Here is a 22,373-nt window from a genome sequence, read left to right as displayed (position 1 = left end):
CATTATGTAAAGGGAAAACTAGCGAATAGTATTATACGGGTTCCGTTTGTTTCGTTAACAGATCGGAACTCCACCGATCTGTCAACTCCACGTCCGGAACCCGCTTCTCTCCCGCTCGCTCCGCTCGGGTTGAAAGATTTTGCAAACCTTTCAACCGGAGTCCGTATTAGTTATATAAATTGCTAATATTTTAGCGCTTTCGAAAAGATAAAAATAGAGGCGGCGAAAATTTGCCGCCTCTATGGTTTCGAAACTGCTCGAGTGAAACTATGTACTGGGGATTATGGGGCATTCAATAACAGGTCTTTTGACTCACGTCATTGATTAAACTGCATTTGAAGAGATTTTATCAGGTATTTTATTGGTGGTTCACCCATTCCTGGAGGCTCTTGACGTTCAGGGGGTCGTTTTTGGCGGCGGCGATGGCTTTGGCGGTCCATTCGGCGGCTTCTTTGGTGCTGACGATGGGCACGCCGCGTTCCAGCGCGGTGCGCAGGTATTCGCTGCCGGTCACGTCTATCAGCAGGTCCGGGAGGTGCTCGGTCTGCTGGCGGGTGACGGTCAGGCCCGCCGCCTGCAGTTGCGTGGCGATGTCGTCCAGTCCGTCGCCCAGCAGCAGGGCGGTGCCGCTGGTGGGGAGGTTGTTTTTCGCGCCGATCTGCGCGCGGTAGAACGCGCGGTAGGGGTCGGTGTCGATGCCCATGCTTTCGCCGGTGCTTTTCATTTCGGGGCCGAGGGTGGGGATGACGCCTTTGAATTTAAGGAAGGGCAGGTGCACTTCCTTGACGCTGTACATGGGGGGGGTGGGGGTGTCGGTGAGGCCGATCTGCGCGAGGGTGTGGCCGACGGCGATGCGGGCGGCGCTCTTGGCGAGGGGGTGGTTCACGGCCTTGCTGACGAACGGGACGGTGCGGCTGGCGCGTGGGTTCGCTTCGAGGATGTACGCGGTGCCGTCCTTGATGGCCCACTGGACGTTCATGAGGCCCCTGACGCCCAGTTCCAGGGCGAGGCGTTCCGTGTCGGCCTTGACGCGCGCCAGGATGGCGGGGTCCAGGGTGACGGGCGGGAGGATGCACGCGCTGTCCCCAGAGTGGACGCCGGCGGCTTCGACGTGTTCCATGATGCCCGCGACGACGGCGGTTTCCCCGTCGCAGAGGGTGTCCACGTCGAGTTCCAGCGCGCCCTCAAGGAACTGGTCGAGGAGGATGCTGGGTTGCCCTTCGACGGCGGCGTACACCTCGTTGAGGTACGTGGTGAGTTCGTCCATGGAGCGGACGGTGCGCATGGCGCGGCCCCCGAGGACGTAGGAGGGGCGGGCCATGAGCGGGAAGCCGAGTTCGGTGGCGAGCGCGGCGGCCTGATCCGGCGTTTCCGCGACCTTGCCCTTGGGTTGGGGCAGGCCGAGGCGTTCGCACAGGGCGTTGAAGCTGGCGCGGTCCTCGGCTTCGTGGATGGTTTCGGGGCTGGTGCCGATGATGGGGGCTCCGGCGTCCGCGAGTCGCCGGGCGAGCTTCAGGGGCGTCTGCCCGCCGAGTTGCACGATCACGCCGACGGGTTTCTCGTGTTCGACGATGTTCATGACGTCCTCGAACGTCAGGGGTTCGAAGTACAGGCGGTCGGCGGTGTCGTAGTCGGTGCTGACCGTTTCCGGGTTGCTGTTGACCATGATGGTCTCGTACCCGGCTTCCTGCAGCGCCCAGACGGCGTGGACGGTGGCGTAGTCGAATTCGACGCCCTGCCCGATGCGGTTCGGGCCCGATCCCAGGATGACGACCTTGGGTTTGTCGGTGCTGCGGACCTCGTCCTCCCACTCGTACGTGCTGTAGTGGTAGGGCGTGAAGGCTTCGAATTCGGCGGCGCAGGTGTCCACGGTCTTGTAGACGGGCGTGGCCTTGGCTTCCTTGCGCAGCGCGCGGACGTCGAGTTCGCTCAGGCCGACGATCTCGCCGATGCGGGCGTCGCTGAAGCCCAGGCGTTTGACCTCGCGCCAGATCTCGTACTTCCACTCGCCGATGGGCCCCAGCTGCGTGATCTCGGTCTCGGCGTCGATGATCTCCTTCAGCTGGCTCAGGAACCACGGGTCGATCTTGGTGGCGTCGAACAGAGCCTCGGTGGTCTCGCCGCGGCGGAGGAGTTCCAGCACGGCTTCCAGGCGGCGGGGGTTGCCGTACAGCAGCCCGCGCAGGTCCTCGATCGACATGGCGGCGAACGCGCCGCGCACGTCGGACTCGATGCTTCGCATGGCCTTCTGGAGGCTTTCCTTGAAGGTGCGGCCGATCGCCATGACCTCGCCCACGCTGCGCATCTGGGTGCCCAGCGCGTCGGGCGTGCCGGGGAACTTCTCGAACGCGAAACGGGGGATCTTCGTGACGACGTAGTCGATGCTCGGCTCGAACGAGGCGGGCGTGGACAGGGTGATGTCGTTCTTCAGTTCGTCGAGGTGGTACCCGACGGCGAGCAGCGCGGCGATCTTGGCGATGGGGAAGCCGGTCGCCTTGCTGGCCAGCGCGCTGCTGCGGCTGACGCGGGGGTTCATCTCGATGACGATCACGCGGCCGTCTTTCGGGTTCACGGCGAACTGGATGTTGCTGCCGCCGGTGTCCACGCCGATCTCGCGGATGATCGCCAGGGACTGGTCGCGCAGCCGCTGGTACTCCACATCACTCAGGGTCTGCGCGGGGGCGACCGTGATGCTGTCCCCGGTGTGGACGCCCATCGGGTCGAAGTTCTCGATGCTGGTGATGATCACGACCGTGTCGGCGTGGTCGCGCATGACCTCCAGCTCGTACTCCTTCCAGCCCAGGATCGATTCCTCCAGCAGCACGCTCGTGACGGGGCTGTCGCGCAGGCCGCCTTCCGTGATCGCCAGGAACTCCTCGTAGGTGTGCGCGATGCCGCCGCCGGTGCCGCCCAGCGTGAAGGAGGGCCGGATCACGATGGGGAGCCCGATCTGCTTCTGGTACTCGACGGCTTCCTCCATCGAGTGGACCATCTGCCCGCGCGCGGTTTCCACGCCGATCTTCTTCATGGCCGCCTGGAATTCCTCGCGGTCTTCACCCTTCCTGATCGCGGCGGCGTTCGCGCCGATCAGTTCCACGCCGAACTCCTCCAGCGTGCCGTTCGCGTTCAGGTCCATGGCGAGGTTCAGCGCCGTCTGCCCGCCCAGGGTGGGGAGCAGCGCGTCCGGGCGTTCCTTCTCGATCACGCGGCGCACGAACTCGGGCGTCAGGGGTTCCAGGTACGTGGCGTCCGCCAGGTCCGGGTCGGTCATGATCGTCGCGGGGTTGCTGTTCACCAGCACCACCCGGTAGCCTTCCTTCTTCAGGGCCTTGAGGGCCTGCGTGCCGGAATAGTCGAACTCGGCTGCCTGCCCGATCTGGATGGGGCCGCTGCCGAGAATCAGGATGGTCTGGAGGTCAGTACGCTTAGGCATTCCAGAGAAGTAGCCTAACACGCTCCGCCCCCCGAAAGGTAAGGTGCATGCAAACTTATGCAGTCATCCGGGACACCCTCTCCCCGGTGGGTGACCCGCGCGGTCCGGATCAGGCGGCGATCTCGACCGTGTCGCGCCCGGCGCGCTTGGCGGCGTACAGCGCCTCGTCCGCGCGGCGCAGCAGGTCGTGCGCGGCCTCGCCCGGCAGTGCCTGCGCGACCCCGCAACTGACCGTCACCGCGCCCACCTGCGGGTGCCGCGCCGCGCCCAGCTGCGCCCGCACCCGCCCGGTGATCATCTGCGCGGTGTCCAGATCCCCGCGGACCAGGATCAGGAACTCCTCGCCGCCCCAGCGCCCCACGCGGTCCCCGCCGCGCTCGCCGCCCCGCACGCTGCCGCGCAGCACGCCCGCCACCTGACGCAGCACCTCGTCCCCCACGTCGTGCCCGAACGTGTCGTTCACCCGCTTGAAGTGATCCAGGTCCAGCAGGATCACGCTCAGCGCCCCCGCTTCCCGCAGGTTCCCGTCCAGCCAGCGGCCCAGCTGACGGCGGTTCGGGAGGCCCGTCAGGTCGTCCAGGTGCGCCAGGGTCGCCGCGCGCCGCGCGCTGAACAGCGCCCGCACGAACTGCCCGTGCAGGTGCTGCTGCCAGCCCAGCAGCGCGATGAACGTCGCGTGCATCAGCATGGTCTGCAGCAGCGGGTTGCCCAGCCCGACCCGCATGGCCGGGTCGGTCGCGGGGTCCAGCGCGTACGCCGTGACGATGCCCAGCAGCCCCAGGAACACCGCGCCGCTGACGAGCAGCGCCTGCCGGGCCGGCAGCACGATGAACGCCACGAGGTACACGAAGATCATCCACACCGCGTACCCGCCCAGTCCGTGGAAGCCCGGCGCGCTGTGCAGCGTCAGGTACAGCCGCAGCAGCACCGTGAACGCCTGGATGGTCAGTTCGATCAATCCCACCAGCCGGAACGCGCCCGGTGAGCGCCACAGCCACGTCAGCAGCGCGGCGTTCTTCACGGCCAGCAGCGACAGCAGCAGCTGGTCCGTGAAGCTGAAGTTCCAGTGCGCCTGCACGCTCAGGGTGATCAGGCTCACGACCAGCACCGCGCCGAGTACGGTCAGCAGACTGCCGCGCCGGAACGCGAATTCCGCGTCACTGAGCGGCAGGGGGGCTGTGGTCATGCTCCCAGGCTACGGACCGGGCCTGACACGCCCCTGAACGGACGCGGCATGAACGCCCGTGGGGTGGTCATACTGATTCCGATTGAATGGCTTATAAAACCATTCAATCCGAGCGGATGTGACTCGCAGAGCTGCGGAGCAGAGAAGGAGAGAAACGGGTTCCGGACGTGGAGTTGGCAACCCGGTGCTGTCCCGGGTTGTTAACGAAATAAACGGAATCCGTATCAGGCGGCGTCCGGCGGGGCCAGTTCGATGGTGTCCCGCCCGGCGCGCTTGGCGGCGTACAGCGCCTGATCGGCGCGGCGCAGCGCGCTGGCGGTGTCCTCGCCGGGGCGGCGCTGCGCGACCCCGCAGCTGATCGTCACGGCGCCCGCCACGGGGTGCGGGTGGGCGCGCAGGTGCTCCCGCAGCCGCCCGGCGATCTGCGCGGCTACCCCGGCGTCCCCGCGTACCAGGATCAGGAATTCCTCGCCGCCCCAGCGGCCCACGCGGTCCCCGGCGCGGACGCTGGCCCGCGCCCCTCGCGCCACGTGCCGCAGCACGTCGTCCCCGACGTCGTGCCCGTACGTGTCGTTCACGCGTTTGAAGTGATCCAGGTCGAAGTACACGACGCTCAGGTCCGCGTGCGGGCCGTCCAGCAGGTCGTGCAGCGCGCGGCGGCCCGGCAGGCCGGTCAGCGGGTCCAGCAGCGCTTGCGCGGACTTGCGTTCGGCCAGCGCGACGGCGTGCGCGTAGCGGCGGCGCAGTTGCTGCTGCAGCGTGATGACCGCCATGAACGTCGTGTGCATCAGCAGCATCTGCAACCACGCGTTCGTGTTGTCCTGCCGCAGCACGTCCGGCACGGCGTCGGCCTGCCAGTACGCGGCGCCCAGTACACCCAGGCCCAGCAGGTACGGCGTGACGGCCGCCAGCGCCGCGCCCGCCGGGAACGTCAGGGACGCCACGAGGTACGGCAGTGCCAGCCAGTACGAGTACCCGCTCAGGCCGTGCGCGGTGTGATCCAGGAGCAGCACGTCGTGCATGCGGTACAGCGCCGCGAGGATCTCGCCGCCCAGTTCCAGCGCGCCCACCAGCTGGAACTGCTGCGGGGCGCGCCACAGCCACAGCAGGTAGGCGGCGTTCTTGACGACCAGCAGGCCCAGCAGCAGCCGGTCGGTGCGCTGCACCTCCAGCGGGCCACTCAGGAGCAGCGTGACGACGCTCGTCAGCAGCAGGCAGGTCATGACGATCATCAGCCCCGCCCGGCGGTACTGCGCTTCCGGGCTGCCTGGGGGAATGCGGACGGTGGGCATGCGTGCCCTCATTCTCGGGTGGGTGGTCTGAACGGGAACTCACGGGTCAGCCCGTCAATGTGCGGTTTTCGCCGCTCGTTCACGGGGGACCGGGTGACCAGCAGGACCAGCAGGGGAGAGGCGTGGGGCTGTCTGCATGGCCGCGCGCCGGGCGGGCGCGGCGGGTGCAGACTGCGCTCATGCCACACCTGCACCCGCGCGCCGCCGCCCAGGAGAGCATCTTCGCGCGCATGAGCCGTCTGGCGGCGCAGCGGGGCGCGGTGAACCTCGGTCAGGGGTTCCCGTCGGCCGCGCCGCCCGCGTTTCTGCTGGACGCCGCGCGCGGCGCGCTGGGCCGCTTCGATCAGTACGCGCCCCCGGCGGGTCTCGCGGCGCTGCGGGACGCGCTGGGCGCGGACCTGGGTGTGGACGGCGCGGACGTGACCGTCACCTGCGGCGCGACCGAGGCGCTGCACCTCCTGACCCTGGCCCTGGCCGGTCCCGGTGACGAGGTGCTGATGCTCGAACCCGTGTTCGACGTGTACCTGCCGCAGGTGGCGCTGGCGGGCGCGACCGGCGTGACCGTCCCCATGACGCTGGACCCGGCGCGCGGCTGGCAGTTCGATCTGGGTGCGCTGGCGGCGGCCGTCACGCCGCGCACGCGGGCGCTGCTGCTGAACAGCCCGTTCAACCCCACCGGTACGGTGTTCACGGACGAGGAACTGGCGGGGATCGTGGCGCTGGCCCGCCAGCACGACCTGTGGATCGTCAGTGACGAGGTGTACGACGAACTGTACTTCGGGGCGCGTCCCACCCCGCTGCGGACCCTGGCGCCCGAGCGGACCTTCACGGTCGGCAGCGCCGGCAAGAGGCTGGAAGCCACCGGCTGGCGCGTCGGGTGGATCGTGTCACCGCCGGGCCTCACGCCGGGCGTGCTGGGCCTGCGGCAGGTGACGAGTTTCAGCGCGCCCGCGCCCCTGCAGGCGGCGGTCGCGGCGGCGCTGCCCGTCGCGCGCGAGTCCGGGTTCTACGCGGAGTTGCGGGCGGGCTACGCGGCGCGCATGACCCTGCTGGCGTCGGGCCTGCGGGACCTGGGCGCCACCGTCTTCGAGCCGCGCGGCACGTACTTCCTGACGGCGCTGCACCCGCACTGGACGGCCGATTCGCTGCTGGAGTCGGGCGTGGCGGTCATTCCCGGCGAGGCCTTCTACGCCCGGCACGCCGCGCCGGCGGGGCTGACCCGCTGGGCGTTCTGCAAGTCCGGCGCGGAGGTCGATCTGGCCCTGGACTGCATGCGCGCCCAGACGGTGCCAGGGCGCTGACCTGACCGGAGCATGAGATTGTAATAAACATGACATCAGCGTTCTGTAAGGGATTTTCCCTTATGCGGAAATCGGACATCCGTCTATGCTCCGGGACATGAAGAAGACGCTGCTCGGCCTCCTGTCCCTCACCGCCCTCTCCGGCGCCTCGGCCGCCACCTACATCGGCGGTTCCGTCGGTTCCGGCGCCACCATCCACTACCAGACCGATCTGACCGGCGCCAGCGCCATGCGCTACGGCCTGAACCTGGACGCCACGTCCTTCAACTTCAACCGCCTGAGCGTCGGCGCCAGCGTGGACTACCTGGGCGACTTCGTCGGTACCGGCTCCGAACTGGGCGGCCTGACCCCCTACTACGGCCTGGGCATCAGCGCCGGCGTCGCGCTGGGCAACGGCAGCGGCCTCGCGGTGTACCCCCACGGCACGCTGGGCCTGCGCTACAACGTCACCGATCCCCTGAGCTTCTTCGTGGAAGGCAGCGTCGGCCCGGTCCTCACGATCGGCGGGACCGACCAGAGCCCCGTGACCTTCGGCAGCAACGCCCGCGTCGGCCTGAACTACCGCCTGCCCTGATCGTCCGTCATTGACGCGGGGGAACCTCTACCGGGGGTTCCCCCGCGCCCTGTTGACCCGCAGACGTCTAGCCCGGCAGCCGGAAATCGGCTGCGGGTGGGCAGACCAGACCTTAATGTTTGCGCTCATGCGGAAATTCCTTCTCGCCACCACCATCCTCGCCACCCTCTCCAGCGCCAGCGCCGCCCAGAAGATCGGCGCGTACCTGTTCGGCGTGCAGTTCGAACGCGATACCACCGCCACCGACTCCACCCGCCTGGGCCTGGGCCTGCCCCTGGCCGTGGCCGTGGACGGCGTCAGCATGATCGGCGTGTCCGGCGACTACTCCTGGCTGCGCCACACCGCGCCTGCCAGGCAGGACGTCCAGCCGTACTACGGCGTCGGCCTGGGCCTCTCCGCTGCGTTCGGCGGCAGCGGCGACGTGTCCGTGGCCGCATTCAGCATGTACCCCAACGTGCTGGGCGGCCTGAACTTCAACCTGGACGATCGCCTGAGCCTCTTCACGGAACTTAGCGTCGGGCCGCGCGTGACCACCGCCTACGCGACCGACAGCCAGGGCAACAGCGCCAGCGAAACGCGGTTCGACCGGGGCTACGGCCTGCGTCTGGGCGTGAACTACACCCTGCGCTGACGGCGCACCCCGGCGGCCACCCCCGGCACGGCCACGCTGGCACGGGGTGGCCGCCGCCGTTTCCTGGCCCCGTGACCCGCCTCCTGGACCTGCCTCCTGCTGTCCCCGCCGGTGCGGTCTTCCGCGGCTCTGCACTATCCTCACGCGCGTGAAGCGTGTTCTGATCGCCGCTGCCCTGCTGGGCTCCGTGTCCTCTGCCGCCGCCGACCGCGTCGGCCTGAGCGGTTCCGGCAACGCGTCCGTGTACCAGTCCGGCGGGCAGTCCGTGACGGCCGCCCCCTCCTTCGGCGTCGGGGCGCACTACCTGCTCGACCTGGACCGCGCGGCCACCCTGCGCATAGAGGCGGAACTCCTGCCGAACCTGTACGGACTGGGCCGCCTGGGCTTCGGGGGCGAGGTCGCGTACCTGCAGACCGTGCTGAGCGACCCGCTCTCGCAGACGTATGTGGGTGGCGGCATGGGCTCCACCCTGGTGTTCAGCGGCACCAACGTCGTGCGGACCCTGGAGCCGACCCTGCTGGTGGGCCTGCGCGTCACGACCACCCCGGCCTTCACGGGTTTCGCGGAACTCGCGGGCGGCGTGTCCTTCCTGAAGATCAAGGCGGACAGCGGCGCCCAGTACACCGAGCGGGACGCGGCCGGGCTGTTCCTGAAACCCCGCGTGGGGGTGCTGTTCACCCTGCGTTGATTTCCCGCGCGGCTGCCCCCGCATCGCCCCCTGAATCTTTGATCTGACCGGAGTCGCCTGCGGGCGGCTTCTTTCTGTTGCTGCGGTGCGGCTGGACTGGACACGTCCCTTGACCCTCCGGGCTGGCCCTGCTAGCCTCCTGTGCATAGCTATACGCAAACTGCGTATAACCATACATGCATATGCAGATCCTGACCTCCCGACGCTGAAACCGACCGCCTGACCCCACCGGGTTCACAGGCGGCGCGTTCACGCCGGGAGGTCTTGTGCTGCCCCTTGCACCCCCTTCACGCAGACAGGAGAGAATCGAACCATGACCAAAGACAAGATCGTGCTCGCGTACAGCGGCGGCCTGGACACCAGCATCATCCTCAAATGGCTCCAGACCGAGAAGAACTACGACGTGGTCTGCTTCACCGCCGATCTCGGCCAGGGCGACGAGGTCGAGGAAGCCCGCGTCAAGGCCCTGAACACCGGCGCCGTCGCCGCCTACGCGCTGGACCTGCGTGAAGAGTTCGTGCGCGACTACGTGTTCCCCATGTTCCGCACCAGCGCCCTGTACGAGGGCTACTACCTCCTGGGCACCAGCATCGCCCGCCCGCTGATCGCCAAGAAGATGGTCGAGATCGCCGAGAAGGAAGGCGCCGTCGCCGTGTCGCACGGCGCGACCGGCAAGGGCAACGACCAGGTGCGCTTCGAGATGACCGCCTACGCCCTGAAACCCGACATCGTCACTGTCGCCCCCTGGCGCGACTGGACCTTCCAGGGCCGCGCCGACCTCGAAGCCTTCGCCCACGAACACGGCATCCCGGTCCCCACCACCAAGAAGGACCCCTGGAGCACCGACGCCAACCTCCTGCACATCTCCTATGAGGGCGGCATCCTCGAGGACCCCTGGGCCGAACCGCCCGCCCACATGTTCAAACTCACCGTGGACCCCACCGAAGCCCCCAGTGAACCCGAATACGTAGAGGTTGAATTCCTGAACGGCGACCCCGTCGCCATCAACGGCGAGAAACTGAGCCCCGCCGCGCTACTGGCCAAGGCCAACGAACTGGGCGGGAAGCACGGCGTGGGCCGCCTCGACCTCGTCGAGAACCGCTTCGTCGGCATGAAATCACGCGGTGTCTACGAGACGCCCGGCGGCACCGTCCTGTACCACGCCCGCCGCGCCGTCGAGAGCCTCACCCTCGACCGCGAAGTCCTGCACCAGCGCGACGCCCTGAGCCCCAAGTACGCCGAACTCGTGTACAACGGCTTCTGGTTCGCCCCCGAACGCGAGGCACTCCAGGTGTACTTCGACCACGTCGCACAGTCCGTGACCGGCACCGCCCGCCTGAAGCTGTACCGCGGGAACGTCATCGTCGCCGGACGCAAGGCCCCCCAGAGCCTGTACGACAAGGACCTCGTGAGCTTCGAGGCGGGCGGCGACTACAACCAGCACGACGCCGGCGCGTTCATCAAACTCAACGCCCTGCGCATGCGCGTCCAGGCCCGCGTGAAAGCCAAAGCCGACGCGAAAGAACCCGCCCAGGTCTGACCGTGACGGACGCCGCCCTGCCCCCCCACTGCACCCTGCGCCTCGCCACGCCCGCTGACGCGGCACTCGTTCAGGCGCAGCGGGACGCGATGTTCGTGGACATGGGCAGCGACCCCGCGCGGCTGGCCGCCGTGCACGACGCCGGGGTGTCGTGGCACGCCCGGACCCTCGCGGCAGGCACGTACACCGGCCTGCTGATCGAGGGTGGGGGAGAGGTGATCGCCGGGGCGGGCATCCTCTGGACCGACCTGCCCCCGAACGCCGACACGACCGCCACGACCCGCGCGTATGTGCTGAACGTGTACGTGCAGCCCGCGCAGCGGGGGCAGCGTCTCGCCCGCGCCCTCATGCAGGCCGCACTCGCGGAGTGCCGCGCGCGGGGCGTGGACATCGTCACCCTGACCGCGTCGGACGCCGGGCGGCCCACCTACGAGGCGCTGGGTTTCACGCCGCAGGCCGAACTGAAACTCCTGCTGACCGGAGGGACGCCGTGACGCTGCGCCCCGTGAACCCGGACGACATCCCCACCTTCCACGCCGTCATGATGGCCGCCGGAATGGACCCCCGCAGCAGCTGGACGCGCACCACGCCCGCCGACCTCGAACGGTCCCTGCTGGCCCCCGGCTCCGGCGGGTTCCTCGCCGTGGGCGCAGGCGAGGTGCTGGGCTGCGTCGGCTACCGCCCGGACGGCGACCGCACCCTGACCCTGAACAAACTCGCCACCCTGCCGCAGGCCCGCCGCCTCGGCGTGGGCCGCGCCCTGGTCCGCGAAGTGGAACACGTCGCCCGCATGGGCGGCTACGGCCGCGTGCTGCTGGCCGTCAGCCAGTTCAACCTGGACGTGCTGCCCTTCTACGACCGGCTCGGGTACACCGTCACCGACGAACCCTACGCGCACGCCCACCCCGACAGCCCCGCCCCGGTGGTGCTGGTGAAAGCGGTGGGCGTGTGCTGACGACTCTGTCAGTCAGACTTGAGTGGATCAGGGCCAAGCTGGACGCCCTGAAAGCGGCGGATCAACGGTGCCGGATTTTTGGTGCCCAGGACCACCGTTACGTTCTCGGCGACCCTCTGAGTGATGAGGAGATGGGGGGCATCTGTGCGGCCAATGGGCTGAAGCTGCCTGAAGATTACGCAGCGTTCCTGAGGTGCATCGGGAATGGCGGCGCAGGCCCGGATTACGGAGTGCACTCTCTACAACAGTCGCTCTCCCTGCGTGGCAGAGCGGCAGGGGACGTTGAATTTCCGCATCGAGAAGCGTGGCAGCCACTCTTCGGCGGACACACCTGGGAGTCACTGAGTCGCAGTGGGCAGCTGGATGACTACATGAACCGACCAGTTGCCGAAGCTGAACAGGAGCAGTACCGGCAGTGGGAGGACGATTACTTCAGTGACCGACACACCCAGGGGACGTTGCAAGTGAAGACCTGTTGCGCAGTAGTTGAAGGATCAGTGGGGAGCCGCGAATCGGCTCCCCACTGATCTGTCCCTACGCTCAGGGCGTGCAGAGGTGGTGGCGGCGTTGCCAACGGAGATTGACGAGTCCGGCGACACACCCCCACATCACGCCGTGCTGTGAGGTCCGATTCCTGAAAAACTCCTTGCAGACGCGAAATTTCTTGATGCGGCCGATGGCATTCTCAGCGCTGATCCGCACCTTGGAGATCAGCCGATTCAGCTCACGTTGCTCCTTGCTCAACTCGCCGTTCTTCGGTCGTTTGGCGGGCACGATGGTTTCCCAGTCCGGATAGACCTTCTCCATTCCGGTATAGCCCCGGTCTCCCCACACCCGGACGTGCCTGGGCAGTCGGTTCATCAGTCGGGAACGTCGCAGCACCTTCATGTCGTGGGTGCGACCGCTGGCGGTCGCACTGAGGTGCACGATCTGTCCTTCGGGCGTCACCGCCACCTGGGTTTTCAGGGTATGGGTCCTTTTCTTGACGCTGTAAAAGCGCTTCTTGTCCTTGGGCCGCCCGACCGCCTTCTTGCCGGGGTTCTCCCCCTTCTTCACTTTCGGCTGCCCGCGAGGTTGCTCAGTCCCATCCACGATCACGTCGGTCAGTTCGGGGAAGATCTCCAGAAACTCCTCCAGAGAGCGTATTTTCCTCGGGTTCCTGCTCGCCCCTCCAGGAGCCTCATCCGGCTCGGCCTGGAGCGTCCGGGGACGGAGGGGAGCAGGCAACGCCTGCTCCAGGACCGGCAGCAGGGCATGGATGTTCCGGCAGATGTTCGCCGCGTCCAGATCGAACAGGATGCCCAGAACATGCATGGTGAAGTACTGTCGCAGATAGAGCAGCGTGACCAGCAGTCGCTGGCTGAGGTCGAGCTTGAAGGTGTTGCCCGCTCCGATGCGCCGGACCCGTCCGGCGCGGGAAAGGGAGCGGTGATGACTCCGTTCCCACAAGGGCTCCAGTTCAATCAGCAGCTGGTCAAACTCGGCAGGACTCAACCCCACCAGCCGTTCAAAGGACCGCCCCCTGGATTTCAGCTTCTCAAGCCGCAACACCCTTGAACCTACCTGCTCCGACCTCTACTGCGCAACAGGTCTTGAGTCATGTCGGTTGCGGACACGAAACGCTCCTGGTGCTCAATGGCTGGGCCGCAGGGCAGATCTGGACGGATTCACGGTGTGCATCGGCCGGCATCGTGCCGACGGCACCCTCATTTCTCGACTGGTACGAGGAGTGGCTGGACGACTCATTGACGAAGGCGAGGGAATTGAAATGACGAATACGCAGGACAAGAAACTCTGGGGTGGGCGGTTCGCAGAGGCGACGGACGGGCTGGTCGAGCTGTTCAATGCGTCGGTGGGCTTCGATCAGCGGCTGGCGGAGCAGGATATTCGCGGTTCGCTGGCGCACGTGGCGATGCTGGGGCAGGTCGGGATTCTGAGTGCCGAGGAGGTCGCTCAGATAGGTGACGGCCTGAATGCCGTGCTGGCCGATATCCGCGCGGGGAATTTCGAGTGGCGCCTGGACCGCGAGGACGTCCATATGAATGTCGAGGCGGCCCTGCGGGACCGGATCGGGCCGGTGGCGGGGAAGTTGCACACGGCCCGCAGCCGTAACGATCAGGTGGCGGTGGATTTCCGGCTGTTCACGAAGGAAGCCGCGCTTGATCTGGCCGACAAGACCCGCGCCCTGCGCGCGGTGATGCTCGCGGAGGCCGGGAAGCACCTGGAAACCGAGGTGATCCTGCCCGGTTACACGCACCTGCAGGTGGCGCAGCCCATCCTGCTGAGTCACTGGTTCATGGCGTATGTGGCGATGCTGGAGCGCGACGAGGGCCGTTTCCGGGACGCGGCCGAGCGGATGGACGAGTCGCCGCTGGGCTCGTCGGCGCTGGCGGGGACGCCCTGGCCGGTGGACCGGCACGCGACGGCTTCGGCGCTGGGCTTCGCGCGGCCCACTGCGAACAGTCTGGACGGGGTGGGCAGCCGGGACTTCGCGCTGGAGTTCCTGAGTGCCTGCGCGATCCTGTCGGCGCACCTGTCGCGCCTGTCGGAGGAACTGATCCTGTACTCCACCTTCGAGTTCGGCTTCATCACCCTGCCGGACAGCCACACGACGGGATCGTCGATCATGCCGCAGAAGAAGAACCCGGACGTGTCCGAACTGGCGCGCGGCAAGGCGGGACGCGTGTTCGGGAACCTGATGGGCCTGCTGACGGTCGTGAAGGGCACGCCGCTGGCGTACAACAAGGACCTCCAGGAGGACAAGGAGGGCGTGTTCGACTCGTACGACACGCTGAGCATCGTGCTGCGCCTGTACGCCGAGATGATGCCGAAGACCGTCTGGCACGCCGACGTGACCCGCGCCGCCGCCGCGCGCGGCTACAGCACCGCGACCGACGTGGCGGACTTCCTGGCCCGTCAGGGCGTCCCGTTCCGCGAGGCGCACGAGGTCGTCGGCGGCCTGGTCGGTGTCGCCAGCCGCAGCGGGCGGCAGCTGTGGGACCTGACCGACGCGGAACTGCGCGCCGCGCACCCTCTCCTGAACGCGGAGGTCGCGCAGTCCCTGACCGTCGAGGAGAGCGTCCGTGGCCGCGCCAGCTTCGGCGGGACCGCCCCGCACCGCGTCCGCGAAGCGATTGAGCAGGCCAGGACGCGCCTGAACTCCTGACTCCCGCCCCCTTCCACCCCCCCACCCTCTGTCCCGGTCCCCCTGGAGGAACCCCATGACCCTGACTGATATGCACGTGAAACTTCGTCAGGCCGCCCCGGCGGACCTGCCCATCGTCCTGGACCTCCTGACCCGCTGCGGGCTGCACACCAGTAGCGTGGACCTGGGGGCCGGCACGTACTGGATTGCGGATCTGGACGGCGTGCCCGGCGGCTGCATCGGCCTGGAGCACGGGCAGGGCGTGAGCCTGATCCGTTCGACGGCGGTGGTGCCCGAGGCCCGCGGTCAGGGCCTGGGCCGCGCGCTGGTGCGCTCGGCGCTGACGCACGCCAGCCTGCGCGGGGACCGCACGGTGTTCCTGTTCAGCTCGGAAGCCGGGGATTACTGGGCGCGTTTCGGCTTTCAGCCGTCCAGCGCGGCGGACGTGGCGGGCGCGCTGCCGGACGTGCCGCAGGTCAGGAGCGGCCTGAGCAAGGGCTGGATCGACGAGGAACTCGTGTGGCGGCTGGACCTGCCGCAGCCCGAGGTGACGCAGGGGTGAAGACTTTCAGCCTGCCCTCTGCGCGCCTGCTCCTGTGGCAGTGCTTCCACGCGGCCTTGCGCTATGCTGTCGCCACGCAACACCCGTGTCGACCTGCGGTCACTGTGACCGCCGAGCTTTCTTTCATTGAAGGAGCAGCGCATGACCGATTCCGTGCACGTTCGAATGGCGACCCCCGAAGACAAGGACACCGTGACCCGCGTGTTTCACGACGCGGGCCTGGACACCGAGGCGGCCCTCGCGGGCGGCACCACGTACTGGGTGCTGGAACGGGGCGGGCAGCCGATCGGCGCGATCGGCCTGGAGCACGGCGATGGGGCCTCGCTGCTGCGCGGCGCGGCCGTGCTGCCCGAGGCGCGCGGTGGTGGGCTGGGGCGGCGGCTGGTCATGAGCGCCGTGGAGTACGCGCAGGGCCGCGGGGACCGCGCGATCTACATGTTCAGCCGGGGCGGCGACTGGAGCACGTTCGGCTTCACGCAGGTGCCGCTGGCGGTCGTGATGGGCGAACTGCCCGACGCGCCGCAGGTGCAGGCCTACCGTTCGCGCGGCGAGCGGCCCGGCGGCACCACCTGGATGCGCACCCTGGGGTAAGGGGTGTGGGGTGTGGGGTGTGGGCTGTTGATCTGTTCCCACTTCCCACTCCCCACTTCCCACAACCGCCCCGCAGGGGCTGCGCATGACGCTGTCCCTGGATTCCATCGCGGTGCCGGATATCCACCCGGAGGCGCCGCTGTCGTTCCGCAAGGCGCGGCTGTCGGACATCGACGCGATTCATGAGCTGATCGGGTACTGGGCGGCGCGTGGGCTGATGCTCGTGCGGTCCAAGGCGCTGCTCGCCGAGACCATCCGTGACTTCCATCTGGTGCTGGCCGAGCCGCACGAGGGGCGGCCCGGCGGGCTGGGCGGCGTGTGCGGTCTGCACATGCTCGCGCCGGATCTGGCCGAGGTGCGTGGGCTGGCGATCCACCCGAACATGCAGGGGCGCGGGCTGGGCAAACAGCTGGTGGCGGCGTGCGAGGCGGAGGCCCGTGCGATCGACCTGCCCGCGCTGTTCGCGTGGACGTACCAGCAGGGCTTCTTCGAGAAGTGCGGGTTTACCCGCATCGAGAAGACGAACCTGCACCCGAAGGTCTGGAGTGAATGCCAGCGCTGCGCGTTCTTCGAGAACTGCAACGAGATCGCCATGTACCGGGAGCTGCGGTGACGGGATGGGGAGGCGCGCCGCAGGTGAGGCATCACCCATTCGGGGGGGGAGGTAGGCTCGGGGGCGTGACTCGTTTCCTGCCCGCCCTGACCGTCTCCGCCCTCCTGACCGCCGGTGCTGCCCAGGCGCAGACCGTCCGGCCCCTGGCCGAGGGCCTGCCCGCCGGGGCGCTCCTGACGCTGGAAACGCACGGCGCCGCGCCCGCGTTCAAACGCTTCTTCGGCGCGGCGGACCGCCTGATCAGCGCCGCCGACCTGGGCGAGGACAGCGGCAGCATGCTGGGCGTGGCGCAGGCGGTGCTGGGCGACTCGCTGGGCCGCGAGGGGATCGCCGGGGTGTTCACCGTGCAGGGGAAGAAGGGCACCTTCGAGCCCGCGCTGCTGGCCGTGACCCGCTCGGGTGCCCTGACGAACGAGATGCTCGGCGAGATGCTGCCCGAGAAGCCCGGCGCGCGCGTGGGCCGCTACACCTTCTCCCGCGTGGACGGGATGTTCGCGGGCGCCTCGAACGGGCTGGCGTACGTGTCGAGCGACAAGGCCCTGCTGATGGCGTACCTGGGCCGCCTGAGCGGCAAGGCCGCCCCGACCCTGGCGGCGTCCGCGCCGTACGCGGCGGCGCAGCGCGCGGCGGGCCCGCAGGAACTCGGCCTGTACGCGAACTTCAGCGCCACCGCGAAGGTCATCCGCTCGCAACTGGCGCAGGTCATGTTGCCCCGCCTGCTCTCGCCGGTCGTGGACGCCCTGGACACCCTGGGGCAGGTCGCGGGCGGCCTGACCACCACGGCCGGCGGCTGGACGACCGCCAGCGCGCAGGTCGTGAATCAGGCGGGTAAGGATAAGCCGCTGGCCCGCATCCTGCTCGACACCACGGACTTCGAGGTGCAGGGCGTGATTCCCGCCAGTGCCGAGGCCGTGCAGGCGACCGCCTGCCACCCGGACACCGGCGCGTACCTGGGCCGCTGGCTGACCCGCGTGGACCTCCTCGAACCGTTCGGGTTCCTGACCGACAGCCAGCTGGCCCATCACCTGGAGCAGTCTGGGCGGTACCTGGGTGATGAATGCGCGCAGGTGACGCTGGCGGGCGGAATGAAGGCCGGGCTGAACCAGGAGGACCCGCTGGCGTCCCTGGCGACCACCGTGTCGTACCAGCGGGTCACGGACCGCGCGGCGGCCGACGCGCACCTGCCCGAGTACGCCCGCAGCGTGAACGAGGCGCTGGACGGCCTGCGCGGCACCGTGACGTCCCTGGCGAAGACCGGCATGGACACCCTGATGGACGACGCCATGGCGGACGTGGATCCCCGCGCCCTGATGCTCGGGGCGGGCATGGCCGGGGCCAGCCAGGGCCTGGACGAGTCCCTGAAGGGCCTGAAGATGGTGTACGCCTTCCGGGGCGAGTACCTGATCACCGCGTTCAGCCAGGACGCGCTGGACGCCGCGCTGGCGGACGGTCCCGTGCTGGCGGACGACGCGGCGTTCCGCGCGGCGGGCCTGAGCATGCAGGGCTCGGCGGGCTGGTCGTACCAGCCGAACCCGGCGGACCTGAAAGCGCAGGACCTCGCCGGGATGCTGCCCAGGGAACTGAGCGGCGACAAGGCGCTGAGCGGCATGTTCGCCGGGGCCATGACGGGCGCGGCGGACCTCATCAACCGATTTGACGGAACGACCTCACAGCGGTCCGTTGCGGGGAATGTCATTATCGGCAAGGCGAGCGTGCGCTACCGCTGGTAACCCCCGGGGGAGCCGCGGTGCCGCGCAGAGCTGAGCCATGAAACGCGTCCGGAGAGGCGCGAATGGAGGAAGCATGATCAGGAAAGAACGAGCCATCCTGGCTCTGGAAGACGGCACCGTGTACCGCGGGTACGCGTTCGGGCACCGCGGCGAGACCGTGGGCGAGGTGGTGTTCAACACCTCCATGACCGGGTACCAGGAGATCATGACCGATCCCTCGTACAACGGGCAGATCGTGACCATCACGTACCCGCACGTCGGGAACTACGGCGTGGCGATCTACGACATGGAGAGCAACAAGCCCTACGTGCGCGGCTTCATCAGCCGCGAGTTCAGCGGCGAGTACTCCAACCACCGCGCGCAGCAGTCCCTGGAAGCGTTCATGCAGCAGTACGGCGTCGTGAGCATCCAGGGGATCGACACGCGCGCGCTGGTGCGCCGCCTGCGCACGGGCGGCGTCGTCAAGGGCGTCATCGCGCACCGCAGCTACACGCACCCGGAAGATCCGTACGGCGAGTTCACGCCCGCCGAGGAGCAGGTGTACGTCAGCCGCGCGCTGGGCCACCAGGACATCGACGGGCACGACATGACCCGTGAGGTCACGACCGCGCTGCCCTACGCGTTCCCCACCCTGCGTCACGGCAAGCGCGTGGTCCTGATGGACTTCGGGATCAAGCACACCATCATCGAGCGTCTCGCGGAGGTGGGCATCGAGCCGATTGTGGTGCCCGCCCACACCACCCCCGCGCAGATCATGGCGCTGCAACCGCACGGCCTGTTCCTCAGCAACGGCCCCGGTGACCCCGCCCCGCTGGAGTACGCGCACAAGACCGCCTGGGAACTCATGGGCCTGCTGCCCACCTTCGGCATCTGCCTGGGGCACCAGATCCTGGGCCTCGCGGCGGGCGGGAAGACCTTCAAGATGAAGTTCGGGCACCGCGGCGGGAATCAGCCCGTGAAGAATCTCTTAACGGGCAATGTGGAGATCACCAGCCAGAACCACGGGTACGCGGTGGACATCGACTCGATCCCCAACGGCGCGTTCGTGCCCACCCACATCAACCTGAACGACGGCACCCTGGAAGGCATGGCGCACAGCCGCTACCCGGTGTTTTCCGTGCAGTACCACCCCGAGGCCAGCCCCGGCCCGCACGACAGCCGTTACCTGTTCGACCGCTTCATCGAGGAGATCGACGCCTTCGATGGGGGGAATGGTACCCCCATTGCCAAGGCGAGTGCAGGTCGTCTGGGGGTTTGACAACAGCTGACCGGGGCAACATCATGAACAGGATGCTCCAGTGAGAAACTTCATATTGAACACGCGGTCAGTGACAAGCGTGTGAAGACCATGAAGTGAACTCCAGCATCCTCGGGGACGGTCCCCGGGCCAACAGCTGTTCAGGAGCAACGAATCATCCGGCGCACACGGGCGCCTAGGCCGGATGAGGAGCGAGTGGCGCGACCGACAGAACGGTGGGACTGCAGTCCCCCTGCTGTCGGTCAATTTTTTTCCCCCCGGAGGTCCCCCGGAGTGAAGCGCCTGATCACGCCCCTCTTTCTCGCCCTGACGCTGGCCCAGGCCCAGCAGGCCACGCCACCTGCCCAGCAGGCCACCCCGCAGAACGTGACCTTCACGCTCACGCAGGACCTCGTGCGGCGCAGCGCCGACAGCAGCGGCAAGGTCACCGAGACCATCGTGGAGTCGCCCAGGACGGTCCTGCCCGGCGACATCCTGCGCGAGGAGGTCACGCTGCGCAACGTCTCCGGACGACGCCTGGGCCAGCTGAACGTGAACGTCCCCGTACCACGCGGCACCGAGTTCAGCACGCTGACCACCACGCCCACCGACCGCTGGAAGGTCACGTACTCCACCGACAGCGGCAAGACCTTCAGCGCTCAACCCACCCGCACCGTCACCACCACCGAGAACGGCCAGCGGGTCACCCGCACCGTCCCCGCCCCGCTCAGCAGCTACACCAATGTCCGCTGGACCCTGACCGGCATGACCCCGGACGAGACGCTGAAGTTCAGCTTCCGCGTGAAAGTCAAGTAACCCCCCGACCCCCTCACGGAGGAAGCACATGAAGAAACACTGGACCCTGACCGCCCTGATCGCCCTCACCGCCGGCACCGCGCACGCCGCGGGCACCGCCGCCGGGACGGTCATCACCAACACCGCCGAGATCGTCTTCACCCCCGAAGGCGGCACCACCCCCACCCCCGTCCCTTCCAACCCCGTCACCACCACCGTGCTGCCGGTCCCCAGCTTCACCATCGTGCTGAACGACGGCAGCACCGACGTCACCACCCCCGACTACACCCGGCCCGGCCAGACCGCCACCGCCCGCCCCGGCGACACCGTGGTCTTCCCCTACACCCTGACGAACACCGGCAACGTCCCCAACGAGTCCTACGTCCTGACGAACACCCCCGACCCGACCGCCGCCGTGAAGACCCCCACCGGCGTGACGTACTACCCCGCCAGCGCCGACACCAACAGCGACGGCACCCTGAGCCCGGCCGAGATCGCCGCCGCCACACCCATCACCACCATCAGCGGCGTGAACCAGGACCAGTCCGTCAAGTTCTTCCAGGTGTACACGCTGCCCGGCACCGCCACCGACGCCGACAAGTACGGCGCCGACCCCACCGGCACCCGCCAGGACAACCCGGCCTTCAACAACGACCCCAGCGTCCCGCGCGACGCCAACAACTCCAACGTCACGACCGTCGACCGCAAGGACGCCACCGTCATCGGCCCCAAGGCTGACCCGGACGGCAACGGCAACCCCCTCACCGCCCCCTACACCAGCCCCGAGGGCGTGCTGATCACCCCCAGCGCCAGCGACACCCAGACCGCGCAGGCCACCACCACCACCACGACCGTCACCTTCACGAACACCGTCCAGAACAACGGCAACCGCCCCGACGTGTTCGATATCACCACCGCGCTGGCCGGCTTCCCCACCGGGACGATCGTCACGCTCCTCAAGCCTGACGGCACCCCCCTGACCGACACCGACGGCGACGGCGTGCCCGACGTGGGCAGCCTGAACCCCGGCCAGACCGCCGACCTGCTCGTCAAGGTCACCTTCCCCGCGGGCAGCGCCCCCACGGCCCCCGGCACCCAGCCGACCGTGACGGTCACCACGACCAGCAGCAACGACCCCGCCAAGAAGGACGACACCAAGGACATCGTGAACCTCCCCGGCCTGTCCTTCGGCAACCCCACCCCCACCCCCGGCGGCGATCCCACCCTGCCCGGCACGCCCGAGGCAGGCCAGCCCGGCAGCCCCAGCAGCCCGATCATCCCGCCCAGCACCTGCACGGCAGGCAGCCCGGCCATCCAGTCCACGGTCGCCATGGAGATCGCCAACCTGGGCAGCGCGACCGACACCTTCGACGTGAGCGGCACCGCGCCCATCAAGCTGACCGACGGCACCACCGTCACCGTGCCCGTCGTGTACTCCATCGACGCGAACGGTAACAAGGTCCTGGACGCCGGTGACACCCTGCTGACCGACACCAACGGCAACGGCATCCCCGACACCGGCGCGCTCGCCGCCGGCGCGGAGCTGAAACTGATCGCCGCCGTGGACGTGCCCTGCGCCGCCGCCGCGCAGACCATCACCCTGAACCAGACCGCCAAGTCCCCCACGACCGGCGTGACCGTGCCCGACACGAACGACACCATCCTGGTCGGCAAGACCCCGGTCGCCGCGCCCAGCAAGACCGTCGACAAGGCTGAAGCCAAGCCCGGCGAGCAGCTGACCTACACCATCATCGGGAAGAACACCAGCAACGCCAACGTCACGAAGGCGTTCATCAAGGACACCCTCCCGACCAACACCAACTACGTCAGCTTCACCGCGACCAGTACCGCGGCCGGCACCATCCTGTACTCCACCAACGGCACCACCTGGAGCGCCACCCCCATCGCCGCGCCCCAGGCCGACGGCGTGACCGTGTACGCCGGCGTGGACACCAACGGCAACGGCACCATCGACACCGGCGACGTCCTGACCCCCGGCCAGAGCATCACCGGCACCTTCGTGGTGACCGTCAAGTAATCCTCCCAGGCGCGCCCGCCCCGATTGCGCGGGCGCGCCCCACCGGGCAGGGGAGACCCCCA

General features: G+C 68.2%; 19 protein-coding genes and 1 riboswitch. Of the genes, 15 read left to right on the top strand and 4 right to left on the bottom strand.

Annotation, left to right across the window (positions count from 1 at the left end; translation table 11 throughout):
- Positions 1–358: 358 nt before the first annotated feature.
- The 3 genes from carB to EXW95_RS10290 form a co-directional block, all read right to left on the bottom strand.
- Complete coding sequence (carB, locus tag EXW95_RS10300) at positions 359–3,433, bottom strand: carbamoyl-phosphate synthase large subunit (RefSeq protein WP_174367386.1); 3,075 nt, start codon at positions 3,431–3,433, stop codon at positions 359–361.
- Positions 3,434–3,542: 109 nt separating this feature from the next.
- The gene (locus EXW95_RS10295) at positions 3,543–4,619 is read right to left on the bottom strand and encodes a diguanylate cyclase (protein ID WP_174367385.1); all 1,077 of its coding nucleotides are present in this window, start codon (positions 4,617–4,619) and stop codon (positions 3,543–3,545) included.
- Between the two features lie 224 nt (positions 4,620–4,843).
- A complete protein-coding gene (locus tag EXW95_RS10290; RefSeq protein ID WP_174367384.1) occupies positions 4,844–5,911 on the bottom strand; it encodes a diguanylate cyclase in 1,068 nt (355 codons plus the stop codon).
- Positions 5,912–6,090: 179 nt separating this feature from the next.
- On the opposite strand from EXW95_RS10290, the gene EXW95_RS10285 reads away from it, so the two are divergent.
- The 7 genes from EXW95_RS10285 (at position 6,091) to EXW95_RS10255 (ending at position 11,600) form a co-directional block, all read left to right on the top strand.
- Entirely contained in the window at positions 6,091–7,212 is a 1,122-nt protein-coding gene (locus tag EXW95_RS10285) for a pyridoxal phosphate-dependent aminotransferase (RefSeq protein ID WP_174367383.1), read from the top strand.
- 97 nt (positions 7,213–7,309) lie between these two features.
- Positions 7,310–7,786, top strand: coding sequence for a hypothetical protein (locus EXW95_RS10280; RefSeq protein WP_174367382.1), 477 nt, complete (start codon positions 7,310–7,312; stop codon positions 7,784–7,786).
- A gap of 127 nt (positions 7,787–7,913) precedes the next feature.
- Entirely contained in the window at positions 7,914–8,417 is a 504-nt protein-coding gene (locus EXW95_RS10275; protein ID WP_174367381.1) for a hypothetical protein, read from the top strand.
- 148 nt (positions 8,418–8,565) lie between these two features.
- Entirely contained in the window at positions 8,566–9,105 is a 540-nt protein-coding gene (locus EXW95_RS10270; RefSeq protein WP_174367380.1) for a hypothetical protein, read from the top strand.
- A gap of 313 nt (positions 9,106–9,418) precedes the next feature.
- Positions 9,419–10,645: an argininosuccinate synthase gene (locus EXW95_RS10265; RefSeq protein WP_174367379.1), complete on the top strand. Its 1,227-nt coding sequence runs from the start codon at positions 9,419–9,421 to the stop codon at positions 10,643–10,645.
- 2 nt (positions 10,646–10,647) lie between these two features.
- Positions 10,648–11,139: a GNAT family N-acetyltransferase gene (locus EXW95_RS10260; protein WP_371810003.1), complete on the top strand. Its 492-nt coding sequence runs from the start codon at positions 10,648–10,650 to the stop codon at positions 11,137–11,139.
- On the top strand, positions 11,136–11,600 hold the full coding sequence (locus EXW95_RS10255) for a GNAT family N-acetyltransferase (RefSeq protein WP_371810002.1): 465 nt from the start codon (positions 11,136–11,138) through the stop codon (positions 11,598–11,600). Before EXW95_RS10260 ends, EXW95_RS10255 begins: the two co-directional genes overlap by 4 nt.
- Before the next feature lie 540 nt (positions 11,601–12,140).
- On the opposite strand, the gene EXW95_RS10250 is transcribed toward EXW95_RS10255, so the two are convergent.
- Positions 12,141–13,148: a transposase family protein gene (locus EXW95_RS10250; RefSeq protein ID WP_174368799.1), complete on the bottom strand. Its 1,008-nt coding sequence runs from the start codon at positions 13,146–13,148 to the stop codon at positions 12,141–12,143.
- 220 nt (positions 13,149–13,368) lie between these two features.
- Between EXW95_RS10250 and argH the strand changes: the two genes are divergently transcribed.
- The 8 genes from argH to EXW95_RS10210 all read left to right on the top strand — a co-directional run bounded on the left by argH (position 13,369) and on the right by EXW95_RS10210 (position 22,311).
- Positions 13,369–14,766 carry an argininosuccinate lyase gene (gene argH / locus EXW95_RS10245; RefSeq protein WP_174367378.1) on the top strand — a complete coding sequence of 466 codons (1,398 nt, stop codon included), beginning with the start codon at positions 13,369–13,371 and terminating at the stop codon, positions 14,764–14,766.
- Positions 14,767–14,821: 55 nt separating this feature from the next.
- On the top strand, positions 14,822–15,307 hold the full coding sequence (locus EXW95_RS10240) for a GNAT family N-acetyltransferase (RefSeq protein ID WP_058978381.1): 486 nt from the start codon (positions 14,822–14,824) through the stop codon (positions 15,305–15,307).
- Positions 15,308–15,448: 141 nt separating this feature from the next.
- Entirely contained in the window at positions 15,449–15,898 is a 450-nt protein-coding gene (locus EXW95_RS10235; protein ID WP_058978380.1) for a GNAT family N-acetyltransferase, read from the top strand.
- An 85-nt stretch (positions 15,899–15,983) separates the two neighbouring features.
- Positions 15,984–16,511, top strand: coding sequence for an N-acetyltransferase (locus tag EXW95_RS10230; RefSeq protein WP_058978379.1), 528 nt, complete (start codon positions 15,984–15,986; stop codon positions 16,509–16,511).
- A gap of 65 nt (positions 16,512–16,576) precedes the next feature.
- The gene (locus tag EXW95_RS10225; protein ID WP_371810000.1) at positions 16,577–18,241 is read left to right on the top strand and encodes a hypothetical protein; all 1,665 of its coding nucleotides are present in this window, start codon (positions 16,577–16,579) and stop codon (positions 18,239–18,241) included.
- A 73-nt stretch (positions 18,242–18,314) separates the two neighbouring features.
- Entirely contained in the window at positions 18,315–19,499 is a 1,185-nt protein-coding gene (gene carA / locus EXW95_RS10220) for a glutamine-hydrolyzing carbamoyl-phosphate synthase small subunit (protein ID WP_174367377.1), read from the top strand.
- A 133-nt stretch (positions 19,500–19,632) separates the two neighbouring features.
- Positions 19,633–19,718: riboswitch (cyclic di-GMP riboswitch) on the top strand.
- Between the two features lie 54 nt (positions 19,719–19,772).
- A complete protein-coding gene (locus EXW95_RS10215; RefSeq protein WP_174367376.1) occupies positions 19,773–20,294 on the top strand; it encodes a hypothetical protein in 522 nt (173 codons plus the stop codon).
- Positions 20,295–20,322: 28 nt separating this feature from the next.
- On the top strand, positions 20,323–22,311 hold the full coding sequence (locus tag EXW95_RS10210) for a DUF11 domain-containing protein (protein ID WP_174367375.1): 1,989 nt from the start codon (positions 20,323–20,325) through the stop codon (positions 22,309–22,311).
- The last annotated feature ends 62 nt before the right edge of the window (positions 22,312–22,373 follow it).

The sequence above is a fragment of the Deinococcus sp. JMULE3 genome (assembly GCF_013337115.1).
GTDB lineage: Bacteria > Deinococcota > Deinococci > Deinococcales > Deinococcaceae > Deinococcus.
The sequence above is the reverse complement of the archived record's forward strand: the minus strand, read 5'-3'. Positions and strand labels throughout refer to the sequence as shown.

Bases quoted from the DNA above. Each gene is read 5' to 3' on its own strand.
- carB (WP_174367386.1), bottom strand. From the start codon at position 3,433: ATGCCTAAGCGTACTGACCTCCAGACCATCCTGATTCTCGGCAGCGGC.
- EXW95_RS10295 (WP_174367385.1), bottom strand. From the start codon at position 4,619: ATGACCACAGCCCCCCTGCCGCTCAGTGACGCGGAATTCGCGTTCCGG.
- EXW95_RS10290 (WP_174367384.1), bottom strand. From the start codon at position 5,911: ATGCCCACCGTCCGCATTCCCCCAGGCAGCCCGGAAGCGCAGTACCGC.
- EXW95_RS10285 (WP_174367383.1), top strand. From the start codon at position 6,091: ATGCCACACCTGCACCCGCGCGCCGCCGCCCAGGAGAGCATCTTCGCG.
- EXW95_RS10280 (WP_174367382.1), top strand. From the start codon at position 7,310: ATGAAGAAGACGCTGCTCGGCCTCCTGTCCCTCACCGCCCTCTCCGGC.
- EXW95_RS10275 (WP_174367381.1), top strand. From the start codon at position 7,914: ATGCGGAAATTCCTTCTCGCCACCACCATCCTCGCCACCCTCTCCAGC.
- EXW95_RS10265 (WP_174367379.1), top strand. From the start codon at position 9,419: ATGACCAAAGACAAGATCGTGCTCGCGTACAGCGGCGGCCTGGACACC.
- argH (WP_174367378.1), top strand. From the start codon at position 13,369: ATGACGAATACGCAGGACAAGAAACTCTGGGGTGGGCGGTTCGCAGAG.
- EXW95_RS10240 (WP_058978381.1), top strand. From the start codon at position 14,822: ATGACCCTGACTGATATGCACGTGAAACTTCGTCAGGCCGCCCCGGCG.
- EXW95_RS10235 (WP_058978380.1), top strand. From the start codon at position 15,449: ATGACCGATTCCGTGCACGTTCGAATGGCGACCCCCGAAGACAAGGAC.
- EXW95_RS10230 (WP_058978379.1), top strand. From the start codon at position 15,984: ATGACGCTGTCCCTGGATTCCATCGCGGTGCCGGATATCCACCCGGAG.
- carA (WP_174367377.1), top strand. From the start codon at position 18,315: ATGATCAGGAAAGAACGAGCCATCCTGGCTCTGGAAGACGGCACCGTG.
- EXW95_RS10210 (WP_174367375.1), top strand. From the start codon at position 20,323: ATGAAGAAACACTGGACCCTGACCGCCCTGATCGCCCTCACCGCCGGC.